Here is a 24,144-nt window from a genome sequence, read left to right on the forward strand (position 1 = left end):
AATCACCGAAATGCCGCGCAGGCGAAGCGGACCGCCTGCAGCGGTTCCACCTGCGGATTTATTCACCCGTTTCGTCGGCACCTCCGTGGAAGAAGGATCGGATTTCCTCCCTGTCGACGCTGTCGTCGCCGTCCTCGTCGACGGCGTTGAAGATCCGCTCGACAAAATCCTGAACCTCAATTTGAGAAAGCGCACCATCGCCGTCGGCGTCGACTATGGCGACCATCATTCGCATCCGTGCGCCATGCATTATCCCGCCTCCCATTCGGCGTCCGTCATGCCGTCGGAAATCACGATGCCAACGGTCGCCACCTCGCCGTTCTGCTCGGGGGCGGCGATGCTCCGGCATTCTCTCCTCCAGCATCTCAGTCATCATCTCACGCATCGTTTGGCGCATGGAGTCTTCGGTTGGCCCGCCTGGCGATGGCTGTGAACCTTGTGCAGGTGCGGCGGGGGCAGGTGGGCTCGTCTGGGATAGCGCCGGCGAGGCCAGCATAGCCAACGCCGCGGCAACTGCTGTGGTTTTGCTTGCTGATGTCATCGTATTCTCCTTCGGAGAGACCGAACATGTCGTCCAAGCCAAACCCGCTGCTCCCGACATGGTTCCTGGCGCGTCGCAACGCTGGTGATTGGTCAAGGCGCCGATGACGGCCAATCTCCCCCCTTGAGGGGGAGATGCCCGGCAGGGCAGAGGGGGTCGGTTCGACCGGGCGCGGCCTTCTCTCTTGCGACAGTGGAGGTTGGAGCATTACGTGAGACGACCCCCTCTGTCGCCTTCGGCGACATCTCCCCCTCAAGGGGGGAGATCAGCAGCCTCAGCCCCTGGCGAGCAGCGCCTCGACCTCTTGCAGCGTCGGCATCGACGGCGCCGTGCCGGGTCGCGTCACCGAGATGCCGGCGACGGCGCAGGCGAAGCGGACCGCTTGCAGCGGGTCCACGCCTCTCGCAAGTGCTGCGGCCAGGCCGCCATTGAAGGCGTCGCCGGCGCCGGTGGTCTCGACCACGGGACCGGCTTTGATCGCGCCGACATGGTCGGAGCGGCTGGCCGTGTGCAACAGCGCGCCCTGTTCGCCGAGCGTCACGATAACCGCGCCGGCGCCTTTTTCGAGCAAACGATCGGCGGCGCGGCGGGCGTCGTCGATGGAGGACACCTTGATGCCGGTCAGTTCCTCGGCCTCGGTCTCGTTGGGCGTGACATAGTCGCAGAGCGTGTAGATGCGCTCAGGCAGGCTTGCCGCGGGCGCCGGGTTGAGGATGGTCGTCACCCCTGCCCCGCGCGCGATCTCCAGCGCCCGCATCGCCGCCTCGATCGGCTGCTCGAGCTGGGTTACGAAAACGCCGGCCGCGCGGATCAGTCCGGCGTTAGCCTCGATGTCGGCGGGCGAAATCAGCATGGCCGCACCCGGGCTGACGATGATGGCGTTGTTGCCACTCGTCTCCTCGACGAAGATATAGGCCGCACCCGTATAACTCTGCGGCGTGTCGATGACGGCGCTCTTCACCCCGGCCTGCGCCCAGGTCTGCCTGGCCATATCGGCAAAGGCATCGACGCCAAGGCGCGTCAGGAAAGTGATATCGGCGCCGAGACGGCCGGCCGCGACCGCCTGGTTGGAGCCCTTGCCGCCAGGGCCGAGGGTGAAGGACGTCCCGAGGATCGTCTCGCCCATCCGCGGCTGGCGGGCAGCGCGGTAGGCGGTGTCGGCGACGAAGACGCCCAAGATGACGACAGGCTTGATGACAGGCTTGCCTGACATCCCGCTACTCCGCGTCCGGCGGCACGACGCCCTTGCGGAAGGCGAAACAGCCATAGAAGCGGCGCTCGCCGGTCTGGATGACGCAATAGGCCTTTTTGGCACGTTCGTAGAAGGCGTAGCGCTCGACCGAAATCATCGGCCAGGCCTTGCCCTCCGCAGCATCGATCTCGCTTTGCACTTCTTGCTGCACGGCGGGGATCTCGTCCGGCTTGCCGACGACCTCCATGCGGGCGGCGGCATCGTCGACGAAAGTGTCCAGCGGATAGAGCGACAGCACCGCCTTGACCACGTCAGCCGCCGGCGCATCGATGCGCAGCAGCCGACCGAGCACCGTCTGGCGGGCCACCGAATCGGAGGGGAAGTTGGTGTCGGCGATGATCAAATCGTCGCCATGGCCCATCGCCCGCAACGCCTGGAGCACGTCGGCATTGAGCAGCGGATTGATCCCTTTGAGCATAGTTCCCTCCCGAACGGCTTTTTGATGCCAAGCCTGGCGCATGATCCCGAAGTGTTGTCGGTTTTCGGACAAGATCATGCGTAATTCAAAGTGTTTTAGAGACGATTGCCGGTCTCTGCGTCGAAGAGATGGACCTGGTCGAGCCGCGGTTTCAGGTGCAGCATGTCGCCCGGCTTGAAGTCGTGACGTTCACGGAACAGCGCCACCATCTCGCCCTCGCCGAAACGCAGGAACACCAGCGTTTCGGAACCGGTCGGCTCGACGACGGAAATCTTCGCCGGCACACCATCGGGGTGGATTTCGAGATGCTCGGGCCGGACGCCGTAGACGACATTGCGCCCGTCCTCCACCTTGCTGCTCGCAGCCATCGGGAACGGCGTCCCTGCGATCTCGACGATGGGCTTGTCGCCCTTGCGCACCACGCCCTTGAGCAGGTTCATCGACGGCGAGCCGATGAAGCCGGCGACGAACAGATTGGCCGGACGGTCGAACAGTTCCAGCGGCGCGCCGACCTGCTCGATGCGGCCGTCGCGCATCACGACGATCTTGTCGGCCATGGTCATCGCCTCGATCTGGTCGTGCGTGACATAGATGGTGGTGGTCTTCAGCCGCTGGTGCAGTTCCTTGATCTCGGTGCGCATCTGGACGCGCAGCTTGGCGTCGAGATTCGATAGCGGCTCGTCGAACAAGAACACCTGCGGGTTGCGCACGATGGCGCGACCCATGGCGACGCGCTGGCGCTGGCCGCCCGAGAGCTGGCGCGGATAGCGCTTGAGATAGGGATTGAGGTCAAGGATATCGGCGGCGCGCTTGACCCGCTCGGCGACATCGGCCGGATCGGTCTTCCGCAGTTTTAGCGCAAAGGCCATGTTCTGCTCGACCGTCTTGTGCGGATAGAGCGCGTAATTCTGGAACACCATCGCGATGTCGCGCTTGGCCGGCGGCAGATGGTTGACGACACGGTCGCCGATGGCGATCGTGCCGCCGGAAACGGTCTCCAGCCCCGCCACCATCCTGAGCAGCGTGGACTTGCCGCACCCCGAAGGGCCGACCAGCACCACGAACTGCCCGTCGGCGATGTCGACGCTGACACCGTGCAGGACCTTGACGGTTCCGAACGCCTTGGCCACATTGCTGATCGCGACTTGAGCCATCGGCCCCCCTTTCGTTGCGGTGAAGCTAAACAAGGCAAACGGCGAGGGCAAGTCAGTCTTTTATAGATAAAAAACCCTGTTCCCGTTTGACACGGCACCTGGTTGTGAGAATAGTGAACGGGCTCGGGTTTCGACCCTGTTCCGGGCGCGCCGGCACGCTGGTCCGGACCACGGAAATCGAAGCGTTGCGGGAGGAAAACTTGAGGAGGCGCTGTTGTTGGGGAACATTTCCAGCGCTCCAAACACCCGAACAATCACCATTGAGAATCGCCATTGAGATTCTCAATCATCACGAGATTCTGGGAGGAACGAAATGAAGGTCAGTCTTTACAACCAATTCATGCGCGCGGGAGCCACGCGCCGCGATGTCCTCAAGGGCGCGGCCAGCGTGGCCGCGATCGCAGCGGCATCCGGCGCCGGGCTTGGCGCGCTGACGCGCCCGGCTTCCGCGGCAAGCGAATTGCGCGCGCAGATCCTGCAGATCCCCGGTGTCGGCAAGGGCCAGCCGACCGATGCCGACTTCCAGCAGGTCGGCGAGCTTTGCCTGGAGGCGACCAAGGCCAGCGTCAAGGAAGGCGAATTCGCCGGCGTCCAGCTCACCTTCATGGGGCTCAACAACCAGAACCTGCACAATGTGCTGTTTCGCGGCTTCCTGAAGCCGTGGGAGACCTATACCGGCGCCAAGATCAACTGGATCGACCTGGCGCAGGCGGACTACAACGCTCGCCTGCAGCAGTCGATCGCCACCGGCACCGTCGATTTCGACATCATCGAGATGGGCGCGCCGTTCGAAGGCGACGTCTGCGGCAAGGGCCTGACCTCCGAAATGCCGGACTGGGTCAAGGACCAGATCGACATGAAGGACGTCGTGGCCTATCTGCAGCCACCGGTCGGCACCTGGGACGGCAAGCAGTACCGCGTGACCGTCGACGGCGACGCGCACAATTTCAACTACCGCACCGACGTGTTTGCCGATGCCGACCTCGCCAAGGCGTGGAAGGACGGCGGCGGTGGCGGTGAATGGGGCGTGCCGAAGACCTGGCAGCAGGTGCAGGCGGTGACAAAATTCCTCAAGGGCAAGCAGTTCCAGGGGCAGGACGTTTTTGGCTATCTCGACGCGCCCAAGGCCTGGGGCGGCTTCGGCTTCTATTTCCTCGGCAGCCGCGCCAGCGCCTATGCCAAGCATCCCGACGACAAGGCCTGGCTGTTCGATGCCGATACGATGAAGCCGCGCATCAACAATCCAGCCTGGGTGCGGGCGATCCAGGACGTGATCGACGCGCTACCTTCGCAGCCTGCCGACCAGATCAACGCCGACCCGAACACCACCGCCTTCCAGCAGTTCCTGGCCGGCACCGGTTCGATGCTCGCCTGGTGGGGCGACGTCGGTTCCAACGTCAAGACCAACGACAGTTCTGTCGTCGGCGACGTAACCGGCTTCTCGATCCTGCCCGGCTCGGATGACGTCTACAATTCCAAGACCGGCCAGTGGGACAAGCTCGCCAGCGGCCCGAATTATGCGCCGAACTGCGCCTATCTCGGCTGGGGCGTCTACGTCATGGCACGGGTCGACAGCGACGAAAAGAAGAAGAAGGCGGCCTGGTCCGCCGCGGCCCATCTTGGCGGCAAGGACCTGTCGCTCTGGTGCGCGGCATATCCGTCCGGATTCCAGCCCTACCGCAACTCGCATTTCGACATTCCGGAATGGGTGGCGGCCGGCTACGACGAGGCGTTCATCACCTCGTATCTGAAGTCGGAGGCCGACAGCTACAACCATCCGAACGCCGCGATCGAGCCGCGCATTCCCGGCATCTTCCAGTATTACAGCGCAGCCGAGGACATCCTGGCCAACACATTCGCCGGCAAGATGACGGCGCAGGAAGGCGCCGACGCCATTGCAGCCGCCTGGGAGAAGCAGACCGACCAGATCGGCCGCGAAAACCAGATCAAACTCTACAAGGCCTCGCTCGGCATGTAGGCTGAGACTGTGGTGAACCGTGATCCGGCGGCGCAAAGCCGCCGGACCCCAGTTTGACCGGCCAGCCGGTCATAACAGCTTGACCGGCCAGCCGGTCATAGCACCCTTCAGTGAACGGACGAGACGCGTGGCAGACCAGACTTTGCCCACCAGTGCGTGGCCGGCAAACGCCGCTCCATCCGATCTGATATCGCCGGGCCGGCGGCGGCTCGGCCGGGCGTTGATGGCTGTTGCGACGCTCGGCCTTCTGGCCGTGATCGCAATCCAGATCCTTTACAAGTCAGAGGTCAACACGATCGGCTTCGAGACCTGGCGGCCGGTCGTCTATGCCTACGTGCTGTGGGGTATAGCACTCGGCATCGGCCAGGTACTGACGCGCGGCGAAGACGGCCAGCGCGCGCTGTTCCTGCTGCCGGCGCTGCTGTTCACCATCGCCATGGTGATCTTCCCGACGCTGTTCGGCTTCTACATTGCGCTGACCGACTGGAACCTCAGTTCCTTCTCCGGCCGCAAGTTCAACGGGCTCGACAATTTCTGGCAGATGCTGGCCGATCCCTATTACCGCAACGCGCTGTTCAACATGGTGCTCTATGTTCTGGCGGTGCTGGTCGAATACGTCATCGCATTTGGTCTCGCTTTGCTGCTCAACGCACAAATCCGCGCGCGCAAATTCTTCCGTGTCGTCTTCCTGATGCCGTTGATGCTGTCGCCGGTCGCGGTGTCGTGGATGATCGGCAAGTCGCTGATGGAATACCGCTTCGGGCCAGCCGCGGCGCTGGCGCGCCAGCTCGGCTGGGAAAACCCCGCCTTCTTCTCAAACCCGATCACCGCCCGCATCTCGATCATGGTGCTGGATGCCTGGACGTTCATCCCGTTCATGATGATCATGCTGCTCGCCGGCCTTCAGGCGATGTCACGCGAGGTGCTTGAGGCGGCCAGGGTCGACGGCGCCAATGCTTGGCAGACGTTCTGGCAGGTCACGTTTCCGCTGATGCTGCCGGTATCGGTGACGGCGATCATCCTGCGCATCATCTTCAAGTTGAAGCTTGCCGACATCATCATCACCGTCACCTCGGGCGGCCCGGGCGGCGCGACCGATTCCGTGTCGAGCTTCATCTACCGCGAGTATCGCGACCGCTCGAATGTCGGCTACGGCACCATGCTGGCGATGGCCTACCTCATCATCATTATCGTGTTCGTGACGTGGCTGTTGAAATTCGCCAATCGCTTCGTGCGCAACGTCAACTGACAGGCGGCCAGATGAGCGTTCAGACCACCGACTATGCCGCTTCCGAAATCCGCTCGCCGGCGAGCTTTTTCGCCAACCGCGTCTTCATCTATGGCGCGCTGGTGTTCTGGGCCTTCATCTGCCTGTTCCCGATCTACTGGACGATAACCACCTCGTTCAAGACCGCGGTCGATGTCACCCAGGGCCATCTCATCCCGTTCGTCGACTTCCGGCCGGACTGGAAGGGCTGGCGCTCGCTCGGCCTGTCGCCGGATGCGATCTTCCGGACCTCGACGGTGCGCGACGAGTTCATCAAGCGCTTCATGAATTCGGTCATCACCTCGGTCGGCGCATCGAGCCTCGCTATCGTCATTGGCAGCCTCGCCGCCTACGGCCTCACCCGCTTCCGCTATCACTTCGCCTGGTTCAAGAATGAGGACATCTCCTTCTTCTTCCTGTCGCAGTTGATCCTGCCGCCGGTGGTGCTCGCCCTGCCCTTTCTCGTGCTATACCGGGAAGTCGGCATGCTCGACACGCGCATCGGGCTGATCCTGCTCTACACGCTGATGGTGCTGCCGATCGTCATCTGGATCATGCGCGACCAGTTCAATTCGATCCCGGTCGAACTGGAGGAAGCAGCCCTCGTCGACGGCCTGTCGATCTGGGGCGCCTTCTTCCGCATCGTCATGCCGATCGCGCTGCCGGGCATGGTCGCGGCCTTCATCCTGGCGATGGTGCTGTGCTGGAACGAGTATTTCTTCGCCGCGCTGCTGACCTCGACCGACGCAAAAACCATTCCCGTCATGGTGGCGAGCCAGACCGGCTCGCAGGGCATCAACTGGTGGTCGATGGCGGCCCTCGCCACCGCCGCGATAACGCCGCTCGCCGTCATCGGCATCGCACTGGAGCGCTACCTGATCATGGGCATGACCGCAGGCGCGGTGAAGTAGGCGGCTCCTTCTTCCCTTCTCCCCTTGTGGGAGAAGGTGGATCGGCGCGCAGCGCCGAGACGGTTGAGGGGTGTTGGACGGAATGAGGCGTCGGCGTTCCCTGGAACACCCCTCATCCGGCCGCTGCGCGGCCACCTTCTCCCACAAGGGGAGAAGGAAGAGCCGCGCTCAATGCACTATACGCAAATGAGGAAAACGGCAGCATATGAAGACACGGCGTTTCGACCGCATCGGCAATGGCGGCATCGCGTTCACGGAACTTGGCTTCGGCACGGCGCCGCTCGGCAATCTTTATCGTGCCGTCTCCGACGAGGATGCCAACGCCACCCTGGAGACTGCTTGGCGGGTCGGCTGCCGCTACTACGACACCGCACCGCTCTACGGGCTTGGCCTGTCGGAAACGCGGCTCAATCCGTTCCTGCGCTCGAAAAAGCGCGACGACTACGTGCTGTCGAGCAAGGTCGGCCGCATCATGCGCGCCTGCCCGCCGGACCAGCGCACCGGCATCGGCAAGTTCTTCGACACGCCGTCGCGCCGCGAGGTCTACGACTACAGCTATGACGGGGTCATGCGCTCCTTCGAAGCCTCGCTGGAACGCCTCGGCGTCGACCGCATCGACATTCTTTTCGCGCATGACGTCGACGTCTTCACGCATGGCAGCAAGGAGGCCGCGGACCAGCGCATCGAGGAGTTCATGCGCTCGGGCTATTACGGGCTGCTGTCCCTGCGTGACCAGGGCGTCATCAAGGCGTTCGGCGGCGGCATCAACGAATGGCAGGTTGCCCAGACACTTGCCGAGCGCGGCGACTTCGACCTGTTCCTGCTTGCCGGGCGCTATACGCTGCTGGAGCAGGAGGCGCTACAATCCTTCCTGCCGCTATGCCAGCAGCGCGGCATCGGCATCGTTCTCGGCGGGCCGTATAATTCCGGCATTCTGGCAACCGGACCGAAGCCCGGCGCCTATTACAATTATACCGAGGCGCCGCAGGACATCCTCGACCGCGTCACGCGCATCGAGGCCATCTGCAAACGCCACGGTGTGCGCCTGATCGAGGCGGCACTGCAATTTCCGCTGCTGCACCCTTCGGTCGTGTCGGTGATCCCCGGCGGCCAGCGGCCGAGCGAGGTCGAAAGCAACCGGTCGCTGCTCGACGCGAAGCTACCATCAGCACTCTGGGCCGATCTCAAGCAGGAAGGGCTGATGCGCGCCGATGCGCCGACGGCATAGAGCCGCCTGCTCCCATCACCTCGACGGTTGCCAGCCGAGACAAAAGATCGGGCGGAAAGGAAAAGCCGGGCATGCCCGGCTTTTCTGGTCCCTGAAACGGGTATGAAGGCCGCTTAGTTGACTGCGTCCTTGAGGCCCTTGCCGGCTGAAAACTTCGGCACGGTGCGCGCCGGAATCTGCACTTCGGCGCCGGTCTGCGGATTGCGGCCGGTCGAGGCAGCGCGTTTTGACACGGTGAAATTTCCGAAGCCGACAAGCCGGACATCGCCGCCCTTTTTCAGTTCGCCGGTGATGACGGAGAACACCGCATCGACCGCCGACTGCGCGTCACCCTTCGAAATACTCGCGGCGTCGGCGACAGCGGACACCAGTTCGTTCTTGTTCATAAAAATTCCCTTCCATGAGAAACCGGAACGTACGACTCATCCGGCAGGAAACGGACTTTAGAAAGAAGCGCTTCCGCAACCAAGTCGAAAAGCGTCAAAAGAGTCGAAAAAACCCCGGAATTCCGGGGTTTTTTACAAGAAAGAGCCGGGCTGTAGGCCCCGCGGGGCGGTTTGGAATTCAACATTATCCCGGTCAAAATCGCGACCCCCAAAACCGGGTTGGGGTTTGGGGAAGGATCACGCATAGACTCAATAGCGTTAGAGCGTCCTTTGCGCGTCCAATTGGACGCGCGGCGCTCTAATGAGCTAGCGACTTGCTGGCGTCGTCTCCGGCATCCACCGCAGCCGGCGCATTGACCGGCTCGACCCACTCGATCGCCTCCGGCATACGCACCAGCGCATGGCGCAAGACTTCACCGACCCGCCCGACCGGAACGATCTCCATACCGTTCTTCACGTTGTCCGGAATCTCCGCCAGATCCTTGGCGTTGTCTTCCGGGATCAGCACCTTCTTGATGCCGCCGCGCAGTGCTGCAAGCAGCTTCTCCTTGAGCCCGCCGATCGGCAGCACTCTGCCGCGCAGCGTGATCTCGCCGGTCATCGCCACGTCGGCCCTGACCGGGATGCCGGTCAGCACCGAGACGATCGCCGTCGCCATCGCCACGCCCGCCGACGGTCCGTCCTTGGGCGTTGCGCCTTCGGGCACGTGCACGTGGATGTCGCGCTTGTCGAACAGCGGCGGCTCGACGCCGAAATCGAGAGCCCGCGAGCGGACGTAGGAGGCCGCCGCCGAGATCGATTCCTTCATCACGTCGCGCAGATTGCCGGTCACCGTCATGCGGCCCTTGCCGGGCATCATGACGCCTTCGATCGTCAGCAGCTCGCCGCCGACTTCCGTCCAGGCCAGCCCGGTGACAACGCCGACCTGATCGTCGGCCTCGACCTGGCCGAAGCGGAAGCGCGGAACACCAAGGTAATCGGCGAGATTGTCCGCCGTGATGTCGACCGTCTTCTTTTTCGTCTTCAGGATCTCGGTCACCGCCTTGCGGCCGAGCTTCATCAGCTCGCGCTCCAGGCTCCTGACGCCCGCCTCACGGGTGTAGGTCTGGATGATGCCGCGGATCGCGTCCTCGCCGACGGAGAACTCCTTCGGCTGCAGCGCGTGATCGCGGATCACCTTCGGCATCAGGTGGCGCTTGGCGATCTCGATCTTCTCGTCCTCGGTGTAGCCGGCGATACGGATGATCTCCATGCGGTCCATCAAGGGCGCAGGGATGTTCAGCGTGTTCGCCGTCGTCACGAACATCACGCTCGACAGATCGTATTCGACCTCGAGATAGTGGTCCATGAACGTCGAGTTCTGCTCGGGATCGAGCACCTCGAGCAACGCCGACGACGGATCGCCGCGGAAATCCTGGCCCATCTTGTCGATCTCGTCGAGCAGGAAGAGCGGGTTGGACTTCTTCGCCTTCTTCATCGACTGGATGACCTTGCCGGGCATCGAGCCGATATAGGTGCGCCGGTGACCGCGGATCTCGGCCTCGTCGCGCACGCCGCCCAGCGCCATGCGGATGAACTCGCGGCCGGTCGCCTTGGCGATCGACTTGCCGAGCGAGGTCTTGCCGACGCCGGGAGGTCCGACGAGGCACAGGATCGGCCCCTTCAGCTTCTTCTGGCGGCTCTGCACGGCGAGATATTCGACGATGCGGTCCTTGACCTTGTCGAGGCCGAAATGGTCGGTGTCGAGCACGTTCTGCGCGAAGGCCAGATCCTGCTTGACCTTGGAGTTCTTGCCCCACGGTATCGACAGGATCCAGTCGAGATAGTTGCGCACGACGGTCGATTCAGCCGACATCGGCGACATCGTCCGCAGCTTCTTCAGTTCGGCTTCCGCCTTTTCGCGGGCCTCCTTGGAGAGCTTGGTCTTCTTGATGCGCGCCTCGATCTCGGCGGCCTCGTCGCGGCCGTCCTCGCCCTCGCCGAGTTCCTTCTGGATCGCCTTCATCTGCTCGTTGAGATAGTATTCGCGCTGCGTCTTCTCCATCTGGCGCTTGACGCGCGAGCGGATGCGCTTCTCGACCTGCAGGACGGAGATTTCGGCTTCCATGAAGCCCATCGCCTTTTCCAGCCGCTCCTTGACCGAAAGCGTGGCCAGCATCTCCTGCTTCTCGGGGATCTTGATGGCGAGATGCGAGGCGACCGTATCGGCGAGCTTGGAATAGTCGTCGATCTGGCTGGCGGCACCGACCACTTCGGGCGAGATCTTCTTGTTCAGCTTGACGTAGTTCTCGAAGTCGGTGACGACGGAACGGGCCAGCGCCTCGACCTCGACCTCTTCCTCATCCGGTTCGACCAGCGCCGCGGCGCGGGCCTCGTGGAAGTCGGGACGGTCGGTGAACGAAACGATTTTCGCGCGCGAGGCGCCTTCAACCAGAACCTTGACGGTGCCGTCCGGCAGCTTCAGCAATTGCAGCACATTGGCGAGCGTGCCGATGTCGAAAATCGCATCGGACTCGGGATCGTCATCGGCGGCATTCATCTGGGTCGCAAGCAGGATCTGCTTTTCCTGACCCATCACCTCTTCCAGCGCCTTGATCGACTTTTCACGCCCGACAAAGAGCGGAACGATCATGTGCGGGAACACCACGATGTCGCGCAGTGGGAGGACTGCGAAGACGCCGTCGCTGGGAGCCTTGGATATTTTGGCCATTGTCCAACCTTTCATGTCGCGACCGCCAATCGGCCAACCGCGATTCTCATATTAACGACCGGGGATGGTTCCGCCTACCACCGTTTGTGACGGGAGTTTTACAGCACAGAATTCGGCGCCACGGCCTTCTTCCGTTAGTTGGAGGCACGCGAGGCAAAGATCAAGGGTCGACACGAAACCGTTCATCCAATCCGTCATAATCCGTTCATCATAGCCTGCCCATCCGCAAACGGCAAAACGGCGCCTTGCGGCGCCGTTTGAAGAACTCCACTACAGGACTGACGTCAGGCGCTGACGTTGCCCTTCTTTTCCTTCTGCTCGGAATAGATGTAGAGCGGCCTGGCGTTGCCGGACACCACCTCTTCCGAAATAACCACTTCGCGCACGCCTTCCAGCGCCGGCAGCTCGAACATCGTGTCGAGCAGGATCGCCTCCATGATCGAGCGCAGGCCGCGCGCGCCGGTCTTGCGCTCGATGGCGCGCTTGGCGATCGCCGACAGCGCATTCTCGTGGAAGGTCAGGTCGACATTCTCCATCTCGAACAGCCGCTGGTACTGCTTGACCAGCGCGTTCTTCGGCTCGGTCAGGATCTGGATCAGCGCCGGCTCGTCGAGGTCCTCAAGCGTTGCCAGGACCGGCAGACGGCCGACGAACTCGGGAATGAGGCCGAACTTCAACAGATCTTCCGGCTCGACCAGACGGAAAACGTCGCCGGTGCGGCGATCCTCGGGCGACGCGACGGTGGCGCCGAAGCCGATCGAGGTCTTGCGGCCGCGATCCGAGATGATCTTGTCCAGCCCGGCGAAGGCGCCACCGCAGATGAACAGGATGTTGGCGGTGTCGACCTGGAGGAATTCCTGCTGCGGATGCTTCCTGCCGCCCTGCGGCGGCACGGAAGCGACCGTGCCTTCCATGATCTTCAACAGCGCCTGCTGGACGCCCTCGCCCGACACGTCACGGGTGATCGAGGGATTGTCCGACTTGCGCGAAATCTTGTCGATCTCGTCGATGTAGACGATGCCGCGCTGGGCGCGCTCGACATTGTAGTCGGCCGACTGCAACAGCTTGAGGATGATGTTCTCGACGTCCTCGCCGACATAGCCGGCCTCAGTCAGCGTCGTCGCATCGGCCATGGTGAACGGCACGTCGATGATGCGGGCCAGCGTCTGCGCGAGCAGCGTCTTGCCGCAGCCGGTCGGGCCGATCAGCAAAATGTTGGACTTCGCCAGTTCGACGTCGTTGTTCTTGCCGGCATGCGCGAGGCGCTTGTAGTGGTTGTGGACCGCCACCGACAGCACGCGCTTGGCGTAGGGCTGGCCGATGACGTAGTCGTCGAGAACCTTGAGGATCTCCTGCGGGGTCGGCACGCCCTCGCGCGACTTCACCATCGAGGTCTTGTTCTCCTCGCGGATGATGTCCATGCAGAGCTCGACACATTCGTCGCAGATGAACACCGTCGGGCCGGCGATCAGCTTGCGCACTTCGTGCTGGCTTTTCCCGCAAAACGAGCAATAAAGCGTGTTCTTGGAATCACCGCCGCTGTTGCCGACCTTGCTCATTTTCATGTCCTTTCATAGCCGCCCGCCGATGGTCTGGTTGAAAGGGCGCATAACTCAATCTATCGCGGGAAATCGCCGCCGCCAGTAGTCCGGCTCCCGCAACGCATTCCATACGAAACACATATCAGAAAACGTCGCAATGATTCGCATCAACCCCGCACAAAGCTAAGCCGTCGAAAATCAACATAGGCTTAACGTAGGCAATCGCTCCCGTCGAGGGAACAGCCAATTGTGGCCGAAATGCCGCAAGCGGCATCAAAAGCGTGTTTTCGCACCATCCAGCTGCCACCGGGCTTATGTCGCAAGACCCTCGATCGGCTCACGCGACGAAATGACCTTGTCGATGAGGCCGAAATCCCTGGCCTCGTCGGAGGTCATGAAATGGTCGCGGTCGAGCGTCCTTTCGATCTCGTCGTAGCTTTTGCCGGTGTGCTTGACATAGACCTCGTTGAGGCGGCGCTTCAGCTTGATGATATCCTGGGCGTGGCGCTCGATGTCGGAAGCCTGGCCCTGAAAACCACCGGAAGGCTGGTGGACCATGATGCGGGCGTTCGGCGTGGCGAAGCGCATGCCCTTTTCGCCGGCGGTGAGAAGCAGCGAGCCCATCGAGGCGGCCTGGCCGATGCACAGCGTCGCCACCGCCGGCTTGATGAACTGCATGGTGTCGTAGATCGCCATGCCCGAAGTGACGACGCCGCCGGGCGAATTGATGTAGAGGTTGATTTCCTTCTTCGGATTCTCCGCTTCGAGGAACAGGAGCTGCGCGCAGACCAGCGTCGCCATGCCGTCCTCGACCGGACCGGTGATGAAAATGATGCGCTCTTTCAGGAGCCGCGAGAAAATGTCGTAGGCCCGCTCGCCGCGATTGGTCTGCTCGACCACCATCGGAACGAGGTTCATGTAGGTTTCGACGGGGTTCTTCATGGACTATCCCTTATTGAAGATGGGATTCCGGCGCCGGAGATGAGCAAGTCGGGCAGAATCGGTTCTGGATCGTTATCCCTGTAAATAGGATGTCGGCTCACCCTAGCGCAAGGCCGCCCCTCCTAGCCATCCGGTTAAGTCGAATCAAGGTTTCTGCACAGAATTCGCCCGAAGCTGCGCCGGCTGCTGTTGAAGCGGCGCGGCTGCGCTGCCGGGTAACAGTTTCTTAACCGCGTCGCTTAACGAAATGTGCCGAAACCGCTTTCCCGCGACACGGCTTCCCCTACAATTCAACGTTGAGCTTGCGTGGAAAGTTCAAACTGGGGGGAGTGCAATGATCGGGAAAACGGCTTCCTCGGCCATCGCCAGCCTCGCCGTCCTCGGCATGGTGTCCGAAACGGCTGCCGGCGGGCGCCCCGTCGAGTGCTACGAGCAGGTCAACAGGCCGGCCGTCTACGAGACCGTCTACGAAAACGTGCTCGTCAGCCCGGCCGGTCAGCAGGTGGAATCCGTTCCGGCGATCTACGGGACGCGCGAGCGGGTGGTGCAGATCGCACCGGCGCGTGTCAGCTACGAGATCGTGCCTGCCATTACCCGCACCATCTACCGCACGGTGAAGGTCGATGGCGGCTACTCCTGGGAATGGCGCGTCATCAACGGCCGCAAGGTGCTGTGCAAGGTCAGGCACAAGGCGCGCTATCAACGGGTGGCCGAGACAGTAGTCGTGCAGTCGGAGCGCCAGCGGCGCGTCGTCAGTCCCGCCGAGTACGAGAGCGTCGCCGAGGAGGTTCTGGTGCAGCCGGAGCAGCGGCGGATCGTCAATTTTCCCGCCACCTACCAGACAGTGGCGCGCCGGGTTCTGGTCCGTGAGGGCTCGTCACGCTGGCGGCAGGTGCGTATTGCGCGGCACTGCCGGTTTTAGGTCAGACCGCCTCGGCCCGCAGCCACGCTTTCAAGCCGCCGACGTCGCCATTGCCGACGGTCGCTGCGACACGCCTGCCGACCGCCGCGCCGAACTTGTAGCCGTGGCCGGAGCAGGCCGAGACGACAAGGCATTTGCCCTTCTCATGCGCCAGGAACTTTTCGTCGGCGGTGAAGGTGTAGGCACAGGTGACGACCTCGGTGACCTTGTATTCTTCGACACGGGCGATCGGCGGCGAAAACAGGTCGCGGATCGCCTCGCCCTCGCCGGCCACCGGCTGGCGGTTCCAGTCGGCATCGCTGGTCGGCACCCTGTGCAGCCCTGAGCCGAATTTCATGCCGGCACCGCCGGACGGCGGGATCACGTAGCCGTCGACGGCGCCGCCGACATCGAGGATGACCGGGGCCGAATGCCATGCTGCTTTCAGATCCGCCGGCGGTTCGACATAGGCGAGCGCAGTGCGCCAGGTCTTCAGCTCGCCGCCCAGCTCCGGAAACAGTTTCAGCACCCAGGCGCCTGCGGCGACGACGATGCGGTCGGCCTGCATCGTCTCGCCGCTTTCAAGCACGAGGCGGCCAGCCTCGGCGTCGACCTCCATCACCTTGCTGTTTTCGTAGACATTGGCGCCGGTTCTCCGCAGCCATTCGGCGAGGCGGGAGGCAATCTTGCGACAATGCAGCGCACCACCGTCCGGTGAAAAATACGCGTAGCGGAACGAGCCGGGCTGCAGGAAGCGCCAGCGCTTGGCCGCGGCGTCCGGCTCGAACAGTTCGATCGGGTAGTTCCCGGCTTCCATGCCCTCGCGGTATTCCTCGGCTTCGTCTCCCGGCTCGCGCGAAATGCAGATGAAGCCGCGCGGGTCGAGATGGTTCTCGCCGAGATCGGCCCACATCTCGTCCCAGGCCGCATAGGCTTCGGTGATCAGCCGGCCATAACCCGAGGCTGCGCCATAGGCGCGGCGGATGATGCGGTGATGGTCGCCCGAGGCGGCAAGCGGATTGGGAATCGGTCCCTGCTCGACAATCGAGACCCGGTGCCCGGCCTTGACCAGCGACCAGGCCGTCGACAGCCCTGCAATGCCTGCGCCAACCACGATCACATTCATCAAGTCAGTCTTTCCGCAGCCGCGCCGGCTGGCCAACACGAAGGATCACCGGGCGCCAACATACGGTCTGGCGTCAAGCTGGCAAGCCGCGCTAATGATCCACAATGACCGATTTGGTGCCACCGACTTACCTGGCCTTCAATCCGGCCACCCGCCATGTGCGGCTCGATCCGCACGAGCCGGCTTTCTTCCAGAACCCCTACGCGGCCTATGCCTTCATGCATGGCGCATCGAATGTCTTCTTCTGGGAAGAGTTCGGCTTCTGGTGCTTTGGCGGCTTCGACGTCGTCAGCCGGCTGCTGCGCGACCGGCGCTTCGGCCGCCACAACCCGGCCGGCACCCCTGACAGAAGCGCCGTCGGCGAGGATCGCAGCCATCTCGGCAGCTTCGACGGCATCGAGGCCAATTCGATGCTGGAGCTGGAACCGCCCGTTCACACCAGGCTCAGAACGCTGGTCACCCGCGCCTTCGTCTCGCGCCAGGTCGAGCGGCTGAAGCCGCGCGTCGAGGCGCTGGCCAACGAGCTGATCGACCGTTTCGAACCGGGCCCGGTCGACCTGCTGCCAGCCTTCGCATCGCCTTTGCCGATCACCATCATTGCCGAAATGCTCGGCGTGCCGGTCGAGATGGGACCGCAACTCCTCGACTGGTCGCATCGGATGGTCGCCATGTACATGCACGGCCGCACCCGCCAAACGGAAGAGACGGCCAATCGCGCAGCACATGATTTTTCGGATTTCCTGCGCGGCCATGTTGCCGAGCGGCGCAAAAAACCCGGCGACGATCTGTTGTCGCTGCTGATCTCGGCGCAAGACGATGGCCAAAGACTCTCTGAGGACGAGCTGGTGTCCTCGGCGATCCTGCTGCTCAATGCCGGCCACGAGGCGACCGTCCACCAGACCGGCAATGCGGTGCGCGCGATTCTCGCGCAAGGCGGCGACCCGCGCCGCTTCTTCACCTCGCCGCAAACGACCACCGCCACGGTCGAGGAATGCCTGCGCTTCGACGCGCCGCTGCACATGTTCACGCGTTATGCCTATGAAGAGATCGAGGTCGGTCCCGGTATCATCGTGCGGCCGGGCCAGACGATCGGCCTGCTGCTCGGCATGGCCAATCACGACCCGGCGGCCTTTGCCGAACCCTTCGCCTTCCGGCCGGATCGCGCCGACCAGAAGAACGTCTCGTTCGGCGCCGGCATCCATTTCTGCATCGGCGCGCCGCTCGCCCGGCTCGAATTGCAGGTATCGCTGAAAACCTTGTTCGACCGGCGACCGCGGCTGCATCTGGCCGAACAGCAGCGTTTTCGCGACAGCTATCATTTCCACGGGCTGGAAAGACTCGTCGTGCACACCGGGCAATGATCAAAGCTTGATCACATACTCCTTGCGTGTCGTTTCAAGCACTTCCCAGCTTCCCTTAAAGCCTGGCCTGAGCACGAAACTATCGCCTGCCCTGACGGTACGCGCCTCGCCGCCTTCCTCCGATATCACCGAGACGCCGGAAAGAATGTGGCAAAACTCCCACTCGTCGTATTCGATGCGCCATTTGCCCGGCGTCGCCTCCCAGATGCCGGCATAGAGGCCACCGTCGCGTTCCTCGACATTCCAGGTGCGGAACTTTGGATCGCCTGAAATCAGGCGATCCGGCGCTGGCGCGCCAGGTTCCGGCTCGACGCTTTCAATATCGACGGAGAGGAAATTCGGCGCGGTCATGGAAACTCCTTGCAGCAGGGGTCAGACGTTGGCGAGAGCCTGTTCCAGATCGGCGACGATGTCGTTGACATCCTCGATGCCGACCGACAGCCTGACCGTATCCGGCCCAGCGCCCGCAGCGACCTTCTGCTCGTCGGACAGTTGCCGATGCGTGGTCGATGCCGGATGGATAACCAGCGACTTGGTGTCGCCGACATTGGCGAGGTGCGAGAACAGTTCGAGCGCCTCGACGAATTTGATGCCCGCCGCATAGCCGCCCTTCAGGCCGAAGGTGAACACGGCACCGGCGCCAAGCGGCGAGTACTTCTTCTGCAGCGCATTGTTGTTGTCGCTGGGCAGGCCGGGATAGGACACCCAGGCGATTTTTGGGTGGTTGGACAGCCACGCGGCGACGGTGACCGCATTGTCGCAATGGCGCTGCATCCTGAGCGGCAGGGTTTCCAGGCCGGTCAGGATCAAGAACGCATTGAAGGGCGAGATCGCCGGGCCCATGTCGCGCAGGCCGAGCACGCGCGCGGCAATGGCGAAAGCGAAATTGCCAAATGTTTCGTGCAGGACGAGGCCGCCATATTCGGGGCGCGGCTCAGACAGCATCGGATATTTGCCGGATTTCGACCAGTCGAAGGTGCCGCCGTCAACAATGGCGCCGCCGATGGAATTGCCGTGGCCGCCGATGAACTTGGTCAGCGAATGCACGACAATGTCGGCGCCATGCTCGATCGGCCGCACCAGATAGGGCGAGGCCAGCGTGTTATCGACGATCAGCGGCAGGCCATGCTTGCGGGCGACGTCGCCGATCTTTTCGATGTCGACGAAGACACCGCCCGGATTGGCCAGGCTCTCGATGAAGATCGCCTTGGTCCTTTCGTCGATCTGGCTTTCGAAGGTCGAGATGTCGTTGGTGTCGGCCCAGCGCACCTGCCAGCCGAAATTCTTGAAGGCGTGGCCGAACTGGTTGATCGAGCCGCCGTAAAGCCTTGTCGCGGCGACGAAATTGTCGCCGGGCTGCATCAGGCTGTGGAACACGAGCACCTGCGCGGCATGGCCCGACGCGACGGCCAAACCCGCGGTGCCGCCTTCGAGTGCCGCGATACGCTCTTCCAGCACCGCCTGCGTCGGGTTCATGATCCGGGTGTAGATGTTGCCGAAGGCTTTTAGCCCGAACAGCGAAGCGGCATGGTCGGCATCATCGAAGACAAAGGAGGTCGTCTGGTAGATCGGCGTGGCACGCGCGCCGGTCGCCGGATCGGGCTTGGCGCCGGCATGGACGGCGAGCGTGTTGAAACCGGGCGTGCGGGTCATGGATTACCTCCCCTGAATGCTGAATGGTGAATGGTGAATGGTGAATGGTGAATGGTGAATGCTGAATGCTGAGTGGTGAATGGTGAATGGTGAATGGTGAATGGTGAATGCTGAGTGGTGAAGGGTGAAGGGTGAAGGGTGAAGGGTGAAGGGTGAAGGGTGAAGGCAAGGTCGGCCAGCCCCATCCTGATTGCAAGCGGCTCATATGCCGCTGTGGCCGCCTTCCGGAAAAATCCTTCTATTCACCATTCACTATTCACTATTCACCATTCACCACCTACTTCCGGCGGACGCCAAAACTCTGGAATCCCGGCCGCATCAGCGGCTTCTTCGACGACAGCACGCCTGAGTTGACGCCGGTCCAGCCGATCTCGCCCGACAGCTTGCCATATTCGATCTTGGGGCAGCGGTTCATCACCACCTTGATGCCGGCGGCCTCGGCGCGTGCGGCTGCCTCGTCATGGCGCACGCCAAGCTGCATCCAGATGACGTTCGGCAACGGATCGAGCCGCAAGACCTCGTCGACAACGCCCGGCACCGCCGCCGAGCCGCGAAAGACGTCGACCATGTCGATCGGCTCGGGAACATCGGCGAGCCTGGCATAGGTCATCCGGCCAAGGATTTCCTTGCCGGCCTGGCCGGGGTTGATCGGGAACACGGAAAACCCCTTGCCCAGCAGGTATTTCAGCACGAAATAGCTCGGCCGCACATCGTTGGCGGACGCGCCGACCATGGCGATGGTCTTCACCGAATTGAGGATGCCGGCGATATAGGCATTGTCATAGGCGTCATGGTTCATGCCTCTTCCTCATACAGAGCCTCGGCGAGAAAACCATCCGGATCGTTGCAGAAAACTGCGCATCATGCGGAAATGATCGGTATCGTCGAAAGCGGTGGGAAACGCGCTCAACCCGGTAGCGAGATGCTGCCGTCTTCCGCGATCGGAAAAGCCGGATTGTGCGCCACTTCCCAAACATGCCCTTCGGTGTCGGCGAAATAGCCATACCAGCCGCCCCAGAAGGCGCGGCCGGCCGGCTTGACGATGCGGCCGCCGGCCTTCTCGGCCATCGTCAGCACGTCATCGACCTCCGCGTCGGAGCGGGTGTTGTAGGCGAGGTAGATCGCCGACGGCGCCGTGCCGAAGGTGATGCCCGAATCCTCTTCGGCGCTTGCGCGCGGGAACAGGCCGAGAATGACGCCGCCCATCTGGAAGAAGGCGACGCCGTCGGTGATGCCGGCATGGCGGGTCAGGCCCATCGCCTCGTAGAAGCGTGTGGCGCGCTCGAGATCGTCGACGGCGATGGTGATGATGGAGATGCGGGCTTCCATATCTAGTCGTCCGTCCATTCGGGCTTGCGCTTGCCGATGAAGGCGCCGATGCCTTCTTCTGCGTCGCGCGCCAGCATGTTGTCGACCATGACGCGGCCGGTATAGGCGTAGGCCTCGGCCAGCCCCATCTCGGCCTGCGCGTAAAAGGCTTCCTTGCCGGTCTTGACCACCAAAGACGATTTGGCAGCAATGGTTTGCGCATATTTGGTGACAATCTGATTCAGATATTCGCGCGGCACCACGCGATTGATGAGACCGAATTCCTTGGCCGTCGCTGCATCGATGGTCTCGCCGGTCAAAAGCATCTCCATCGCGTGCTTGCGCGAAACGTTGCGCGACAGCGCCACCATCGGCGTCGAGCAGAACAGCCCGATATTGACGCCCGGCGTGCAGAAGGTCGCCTCGTGCGAGGCGATCGCCAGATCGCAGCTCGCGACCAGTTGTGCCCCGGCCGCCGTCGCCAGGCCATCGACCTCGGCGATCACCGGCCTGGGATGGCGCACAATCGCCTGCATCAGTGCCCCGCAGGCGGAAAACGTCTCCTCGAAGAACGCCTTGCCGCGATCGGCATCGCTGCGGCGCGCGGTCATTTCCTTGAGGTCGTGTCCGGCGCAGAACATTTTTCCGGCGGCCGCCAGGATGATGACGCGGACGGATCTGTCGGATTTGGCGCGGTCGAGTTCCGCCGTCAGCGCCGCCATCACCGCCAGCGACAGCGCATTGGCCGGCGGATTGGCGAGCGTCAGGCGGAGCACGCCCTCGTCCAGTCTCGCGATAACAGGACCTTCGGCAACAGCCGGCTTGATGGCGACGATTTCGGCCATGATCTCCAACCTCTTCATCGGCCGGCGGCATCGGATTCGCCGGCCATGGAACAAAAGAACTAGCACGCTGCCGATTGAAGAACAGGCTTAAGGCGTGTTTTCTCGGCGGCGCAGCCTCGGCCAAGCGCCCTCGCCTTGAAAACCGCCGGCTATGCCGAAGCCACAAACAGGAAACCGCTTATGCCTGCCCAAAACAATCTCAAGCCGGTGCTGACCGCGGCGCAGGTCAATGCGTTGATGGAGACCGTCTACCCGCAGCTCAACGACCAGTTCACCATCTACGAGGCGATCGAGGTGTTTGCGGGCGGCTGCACGGTGCGCCTGAATGCCGACGAGCGGCATTTGCGCCCCGGCGGAACCGTTTCCGGCCCGTCGCTGTTCACTTTGGCCGACATTGGCGGCTATGTCTGCGTACTTTCGCATGCCGGGCCGGATGCGCTTTCGGTCACCACCAATCTCAATATCAATTTCGTCCGCAAAGCCGAGGCAGGCCCGATCGACGGCCATTGCCGCATCCTGAAGCTGGGTAAGAGCCTGATGGTGTTCGATATCGACATCATCGCTGGAGCGGACGGACACACGGTAGCGCACGCGACGGGAACCTATTCGATCCCGCCGAAGAAGAGCTTTCAATCGCAGGCCTGATTTGCAGGACGGATACGTGTTTCCGCTCGTTCCAACGGAACGAAATGTCGGACAACACGTTCGCAGGTCCAATCAGGTCTGCAAAAACATGCCCGAACTTCCCACTTATTTGGCATTCCTGGTCGCTGTGCTCGGCTACCAACTGTCCGGTCCGGGGCCGGACATGCTTCTGGTGATCAGCCGCGGTATCGGACAGGGTTGGCGGGCAGCACTGGCAACGGCGACCGGCTGCGTTTTCGCGGGCGTGATCCAGATTCCGCTGTTGGCAATGGGACTTGCATCGCTGGTCACGTCCTCGCCTGTCGCGTATGGCCTGCTGCAACTGCTCGGAGCGGCGTACTTGATCGCAATCGGGACGAAGTTCTTGCTCACGCGCAAGAGGGCCGAAACAACCAACATCGTCGCAGCCAAAGAGGGAGGTTTGGCAGGTGCCTTTCGGCAAGGCATGATCTGCAACCTGACTAACCCTACCGCACTGGTTTTCATGCTCGCAGTACTGCCGCAGTTCGTTCATTCCTCCACAGGATCGCCGGCGATGCAATTTATCGTGCTCGGAGCCACCATGAAGGCTACGGGCCTTCTGGTCCTGGGAGCTGTAGCCTTGGCCTCAGGCGCGGTCGGCCACTGGCTGGCACGCTACGCCGGTTTTCTTGTCTGGCAAGAACGCCTGGCTGGTACGATCATGATTGCTGTCGGGATCAAACTGCTGCTGACTGCGATTATTCCGGGACGGCGCTAGTCAAATTGTCGGAGTCATACGTGGTATAATAATACCTCAAAACTAACCTCTTGATTTAGCAAGGCAATCCTTCCGAGGTGGCCAGATATGCAACTTGACTGGCTAATTCCCCTCGCCTATAAGCCCTCACGGAACAGCGGCCCGCCAAAGGCCGCCGTTTTGTTATTGGCGGCGGGCGAGCGCCCGGCGTCAAGTCAAGCAACAAGAAACGCCTTCCCTTTTCGTTCGTGAATGGGGGAAGGTCCGAACCGAAAGCAACAAATCCATGACAACCTTTTCGCAGAAGCCTGCGGATGTGGTGAAGAAGTGGGTGCTGATCGACGCCGAGGGTCTCGTCGTCGGCCGTCTCGCCACTGTCATCGCCAACCATCTTCGCGGCAAACACAAGCCCACCTTCACCCCGCATGTCGACGACGGCGACAACGTCATCGTCATCAATGCCGACAAGGTGGTGTTCACCGGCAAGAAATTCACCGACAAGGTCTATTACTGGCACACCGGCCACCCCGGCGGCATCAAGGAGCGCACCGCGCGCCAGCTGCTCGAGGGCCGTTTCCCCGAGCGTGTCGTCGAGAAGGCCGTCGAACGCATGATCCCGCGTGGTCCGCTCGGCCGTCGCCAGATGAAGAATCTCCGCGTCTATGCAGGCACGGAACATCCGCATGTCGCCCAGCAGCCCGTCACGCTCGACGTGGCCAAGCTGAACGCCAAGAACAAGAAGGTTTCGTAAAATGGCTGAGCTTTCCTCGCTCGCAGAACTCGGAACTGCCACCGGCAACACCAACACGCAGCCGGCTGCACCCGTCCATGTCCAGAAGCTCGACAAGTCGGGCCGCGCCTATGCCACCGGCAAGCGCAAGAACGCCATCGCCCGTGTCTGGGTGAAGCCCGGCTCCGGCAAGATCGTCGTCAACGACAAGGTGTTCGCCGAATATTTCGCGCGCCCGGTCCTGCAGATGATCCTCAACCAGCCGATCATCGCCGCCAACCGCGCCGGCCAGTACGATATCGTCGCCACCGTCATCGGCGGCGGCCTTTCCGGCCAGGCCGGTGCCGTGCGCCACGGCATCTCCAAGGCGCTGACCTATTACGAGCCGGCGCTGCGCGGCGTGCTCAAGAAGGGCGGCTTCCTGACCCGCGACAGCCGCGTCGTCGAGCGCAAGAAGTACGGCAAGGCGAAGGCCCGCCGCTCGTTCCAGTTCTCGAAGCGCTAAGCACTGCTTCAGCTTCAGACATTC

At 62.5% G+C, this 24,144-nt stretch carries 24 protein-coding genes; 10 read left to right on the forward strand and 14 right to left on the reverse strand.

The window, feature by feature from the left end:
* Positions 1-58: 58 nt before the first annotated feature.
* The 4 genes from AC0L17_RS14375 to AC0L17_RS14390 form a co-directional block, all read right to left on the reverse strand.
* Positions 59-541, reverse strand: a complete 483-nt coding sequence (locus AC0L17_RS14375) for an EF-hand domain-containing protein (RefSeq protein ID WP_473516307.1) — start codon at positions 539-541, stop codon at positions 59-61.
* 274 nt (positions 542-815) lie between these two features.
* Entirely contained in the window at positions 816-1,754 is a 939-nt protein-coding gene (gene rbsK, locus AC0L17_RS14380; protein ID WP_473516308.1) for a ribokinase, read from the reverse strand.
* A 4-nt stretch (positions 1,755-1,758) separates the two neighbouring features.
* Positions 1,759-2,211 carry an RbsD/FucU family protein gene (locus AC0L17_RS14385; protein WP_473516309.1) on the reverse strand — a complete coding sequence of 151 codons (453 nt, stop codon included), beginning with the start codon at positions 2,209-2,211 and terminating at the stop codon, positions 1,759-1,761.
* Between the two features lie 95 nt (positions 2,212-2,306).
* Positions 2,307-3,365, reverse strand: coding sequence for an ABC transporter ATP-binding protein (locus AC0L17_RS14390; RefSeq protein ID WP_473516310.1), 1,059 nt, complete (start codon positions 3,363-3,365; stop codon positions 2,307-2,309).
* A gap of 313 nt (positions 3,366-3,678) precedes the next feature.
* Between AC0L17_RS14390 and AC0L17_RS14395 the strand changes: the two genes are divergently transcribed.
* From AC0L17_RS14395 to AC0L17_RS14410, 4 genes are all read left to right on the forward strand, one after another.
* Positions 3,679-5,343, forward strand: coding sequence for an ABC transporter substrate-binding protein (locus AC0L17_RS14395; RefSeq protein ID WP_473516311.1), 1,665 nt, complete (start codon positions 3,679-3,681; stop codon positions 5,341-5,343).
* 127 nt (positions 5,344-5,470) lie between these two features.
* Entirely contained in the window at positions 5,471-6,592 is a 1,122-nt protein-coding gene (locus AC0L17_RS14400; protein ID WP_473516312.1) for a carbohydrate ABC transporter permease, read from the forward strand.
* A gap of 11 nt (positions 6,593-6,603) precedes the next feature.
* Complete coding sequence (locus AC0L17_RS14405) at positions 6,604-7,521, forward strand: carbohydrate ABC transporter permease (RefSeq protein WP_023798337.1); 918 nt, start codon at positions 6,604-6,606, stop codon at positions 7,519-7,521.
* A gap of 205 nt (positions 7,522-7,726) precedes the next feature.
* The gene (locus AC0L17_RS14410; protein ID WP_473516313.1) at positions 7,727-8,749 is read left to right on the forward strand and encodes an aldo/keto reductase; all 1,023 of its coding nucleotides are present in this window, start codon (positions 7,727-7,729) and stop codon (positions 8,747-8,749) included.
* 113 nt (positions 8,750-8,862) lie between these two features.
* Here AC0L17_RS14410 and AC0L17_RS14415 read toward each other — a convergent pair whose 3' ends face one another.
* The 4 genes from AC0L17_RS14415 to clpP form a co-directional block, all read right to left on the reverse strand.
* Positions 8,863-9,135 carry an HU family DNA-binding protein gene (locus tag AC0L17_RS14415; protein ID WP_023798342.1) on the reverse strand — a complete coding sequence of 91 codons (273 nt, stop codon included), beginning with the start codon at positions 9,133-9,135 and terminating at the stop codon, positions 8,863-8,865.
* Between the two features lie 298 nt (positions 9,136-9,433).
* The gene (gene lon / locus AC0L17_RS14420; protein WP_128182053.1) at positions 9,434-11,845 is read right to left on the reverse strand and encodes an endopeptidase La; all 2,412 of its coding nucleotides are present in this window, start codon (positions 11,843-11,845) and stop codon (positions 9,434-9,436) included.
* A 284-nt stretch (positions 11,846-12,129) separates the two neighbouring features.
* A complete protein-coding gene (gene clpX, locus AC0L17_RS14425; RefSeq protein WP_027155315.1) occupies positions 12,130-13,404 on the reverse strand; it encodes an ATP-dependent Clp protease ATP-binding subunit ClpX in 1,275 nt (424 codons plus the stop codon).
* Between the two features lie 294 nt (positions 13,405-13,698).
* Positions 13,699-14,328, reverse strand: a complete 630-nt coding sequence (clpP, locus tag AC0L17_RS14430; RefSeq protein ID WP_091591479.1) for an ATP-dependent Clp endopeptidase proteolytic subunit ClpP — start codon at positions 14,326-14,328, stop codon at positions 13,699-13,701.
* Between the two features lie 334 nt (positions 14,329-14,662).
* Here clpP and AC0L17_RS14435 point away from each other — a divergent pair, with 334 nt between their 5' ends.
* Complete coding sequence (locus tag AC0L17_RS14435) at positions 14,663-15,250, forward strand: hypothetical protein (protein WP_473516314.1); 588 nt, start codon at positions 14,663-14,665, stop codon at positions 15,248-15,250.
* Position 15,251: 1 nt separating this feature from the next.
* On the opposite strand, the gene AC0L17_RS14440 is transcribed toward AC0L17_RS14435, so the two are convergent.
* A complete protein-coding gene (locus AC0L17_RS14440; protein WP_473516342.1) occupies positions 15,252-16,355 on the reverse strand; it encodes an NAD(P)/FAD-dependent oxidoreductase in 1,104 nt (367 codons plus the stop codon).
* A 104-nt stretch (positions 16,356-16,459) separates the two neighbouring features.
* Here AC0L17_RS14440 and AC0L17_RS14445 point away from each other — a divergent pair, with 104 nt between their 5' ends.
* Complete coding sequence (locus tag AC0L17_RS14445; RefSeq protein ID WP_473516315.1) at positions 16,460-17,716, forward strand: cytochrome P450; 1,257 nt, start codon at positions 16,460-16,462, stop codon at positions 17,714-17,716.
* On the opposite strand, the gene AC0L17_RS14450 is transcribed toward AC0L17_RS14445, so the two are convergent.
* The 5 genes from AC0L17_RS14450 to AC0L17_RS14470 form a co-directional block, all read right to left on the reverse strand.
* A complete protein-coding gene (locus AC0L17_RS14450; protein ID WP_287120399.1) occupies positions 17,717-18,067 on the reverse strand; it encodes a cupin domain-containing protein in 351 nt (116 codons plus the stop codon).
* Positions 18,068-18,088: 21 nt separating this feature from the next.
* Entirely contained in the window at positions 18,089-19,369 is a 1,281-nt protein-coding gene (locus AC0L17_RS14455; protein ID WP_287120400.1) for an O-acetylhomoserine aminocarboxypropyltransferase, read from the reverse strand.
* Between the two features lie 277 nt (positions 19,370-19,646).
* On the reverse strand, positions 19,647-20,168 hold the full coding sequence (locus AC0L17_RS14460) for a CoA-binding protein (protein WP_287120401.1): 522 nt from the start codon (positions 20,166-20,168) through the stop codon (positions 19,647-19,649).
* A gap of 107 nt (positions 20,169-20,275) precedes the next feature.
* Positions 20,276-20,698 carry a VOC family protein gene (locus AC0L17_RS14465; protein WP_287054895.1) on the reverse strand — a complete coding sequence of 141 codons (423 nt, stop codon included), beginning with the start codon at positions 20,696-20,698 and terminating at the stop codon, positions 20,276-20,278.
* Between the two features lie 2 nt (positions 20,699-20,700).
* Entirely contained in the window at positions 20,701-21,522 is an 822-nt protein-coding gene (locus tag AC0L17_RS14470) for an enoyl-CoA hydratase (protein ID WP_473516316.1), read from the reverse strand.
* Positions 21,523-21,702: 180 nt separating this feature from the next.
* Between AC0L17_RS14470 and AC0L17_RS14475 the strand changes: the two genes are divergently transcribed.
* From AC0L17_RS14475 to rpsI, 4 genes are all read left to right on the forward strand, one after another.
* Positions 21,703-22,167, forward strand: a complete 465-nt coding sequence (locus AC0L17_RS14475) for a PaaI family thioesterase (protein ID WP_473516317.1) — start codon at positions 21,703-21,705, stop codon at positions 22,165-22,167.
* Positions 22,168-22,255: 88 nt separating this feature from the next.
* A complete protein-coding gene (locus AC0L17_RS14480; RefSeq protein ID WP_473516318.1) occupies positions 22,256-22,906 on the forward strand; it encodes a LysE family translocator in 651 nt (216 codons plus the stop codon).
* Between the two features lie 265 nt (positions 22,907-23,171).
* Complete coding sequence (rplM, locus tag AC0L17_RS14485) at positions 23,172-23,636, forward strand: 50S ribosomal protein L13 (RefSeq protein WP_091591498.1); 465 nt, start codon at positions 23,172-23,174, stop codon at positions 23,634-23,636.
* Between the two features lies 1 nt (position 23,637).
* Positions 23,638-24,120, forward strand: coding sequence for a 30S ribosomal protein S9 (gene rpsI, locus AC0L17_RS14490; protein WP_027155304.1), 483 nt, complete (start codon positions 23,638-23,640; stop codon positions 24,118-24,120).
* Positions 24,121-24,144: the final 24 nt, after the last annotated feature.

Source organism: Mesorhizobium sp. WSM4829 (assembly GCF_055811475.1).

What these genes read in the sequence shown, in the direction of transcription:
- AC0L17_RS14375 (WP_473516307.1), bottom strand. Translation starts at nt 541, where the DNA reads ATGACATCAGCAAGCAAAACCACAGCAGTTGCCGCGGCGTTGGCTATG.
- rbsK (WP_473516308.1), bottom strand. Translation starts at nt 1,754, where the DNA reads ATGTCAGGCAAGCCTGTCATCAAGCCTGTCGTCATCTTGGGCGTCTTC.
- AC0L17_RS14385 (WP_473516309.1), bottom strand. Translation starts at nt 2,211, where the DNA reads ATGCTCAAAGGGATCAATCCGCTGCTCAATGCCGACGTGCTCCAGGCG.
- AC0L17_RS14390 (WP_473516310.1), bottom strand. Translation starts at nt 3,365, where the DNA reads ATGGCTCAAGTCGCGATCAGCAATGTGGCCAAGGCGTTCGGAACCGTC.
- AC0L17_RS14395 (WP_473516311.1), top strand. Translation starts at nt 3,679, where the DNA reads ATGAAGGTCAGTCTTTACAACCAATTCATGCGCGCGGGAGCCACGCGC.
- AC0L17_RS14405 (WP_023798337.1), top strand. Translation starts at nt 6,604, where the DNA reads ATGAGCGTTCAGACCACCGACTATGCCGCTTCCGAAATCCGCTCGCCG.
- AC0L17_RS14410 (WP_473516313.1), top strand. Translation starts at nt 7,727, where the DNA reads ATGAAGACACGGCGTTTCGACCGCATCGGCAATGGCGGCATCGCGTTC.
- AC0L17_RS14415 (WP_023798342.1), bottom strand. Translation starts at nt 9,135, where the DNA reads ATGAACAAGAACGAACTGGTGTCCGCTGTCGCCGACGCCGCGAGTATT.
- lon (WP_128182053.1), bottom strand. Translation starts at nt 11,845, where the DNA reads ATGGCCAAAATATCCAAGGCTCCCAGCGACGGCGTCTTCGCAGTCCTC.
- clpX (WP_027155315.1), bottom strand. Translation starts at nt 13,404, where the DNA reads ATGAGCAAGGTCGGCAACAGCGGCGGTGATTCCAAGAACACGCTTTAT.
- clpP (WP_091591479.1), bottom strand. Translation starts at nt 14,328, where the DNA reads ATGAAGAACCCCGTCGAAACCTACATGAACCTCGTTCCGATGGTGGTC.
- AC0L17_RS14435 (WP_473516314.1), top strand. Translation starts at nt 14,663, where the DNA reads ATGATCGGGAAAACGGCTTCCTCGGCCATCGCCAGCCTCGCCGTCCTC.
- AC0L17_RS14440 (WP_473516342.1), bottom strand. Translation starts at nt 16,355, where the DNA reads ATGAATGTGATCGTGGTTGGCGCAGGCATTGCAGGGCTGTCGACGGCC.
- AC0L17_RS14445 (WP_473516315.1), top strand. Translation starts at nt 16,460, where the DNA reads ATGACCGATTTGGTGCCACCGACTTACCTGGCCTTCAATCCGGCCACC.
- AC0L17_RS14450 (WP_287120399.1), bottom strand. Translation starts at nt 18,067, where the DNA reads ATGACCGCGCCGAATTTCCTCTCCGTCGATATTGAAAGCGTCGAGCCG.
- AC0L17_RS14455 (WP_287120400.1), bottom strand. Translation starts at nt 19,369, where the DNA reads ATGACCCGCACGCCCGGTTTCAACACGCTCGCCGTCCATGCCGGCGCC.
- AC0L17_RS14460 (WP_287120401.1), bottom strand. Translation starts at nt 20,168, where the DNA reads ATGAACCATGACGCCTATGACAATGCCTATATCGCCGGCATCCTCAAT.
- AC0L17_RS14465 (WP_287054895.1), bottom strand. Translation starts at nt 20,698, where the DNA reads ATGGAAGCCCGCATCTCCATCATCACCATCGCCGTCGACGATCTCGAG.
- AC0L17_RS14470 (WP_473516316.1), bottom strand. Translation starts at nt 21,522, where the DNA reads ATGGCCGAAATCGTCGCCATCAAGCCGGCTGTTGCCGAAGGTCCTGTT.
- AC0L17_RS14475 (WP_473516317.1), top strand. Translation starts at nt 21,703, where the DNA reads ATGCCTGCCCAAAACAATCTCAAGCCGGTGCTGACCGCGGCGCAGGTC.
- AC0L17_RS14480 (WP_473516318.1), top strand. Translation starts at nt 22,256, where the DNA reads ATGCCCGAACTTCCCACTTATTTGGCATTCCTGGTCGCTGTGCTCGGC.
- rplM (WP_091591498.1), top strand. Translation starts at nt 23,172, where the DNA reads ATGACAACCTTTTCGCAGAAGCCTGCGGATGTGGTGAAGAAGTGGGTG.
- rpsI (WP_027155304.1), top strand. Translation starts at nt 23,638, where the DNA reads ATGGCTGAGCTTTCCTCGCTCGCAGAACTCGGAACTGCCACCGGCAAC.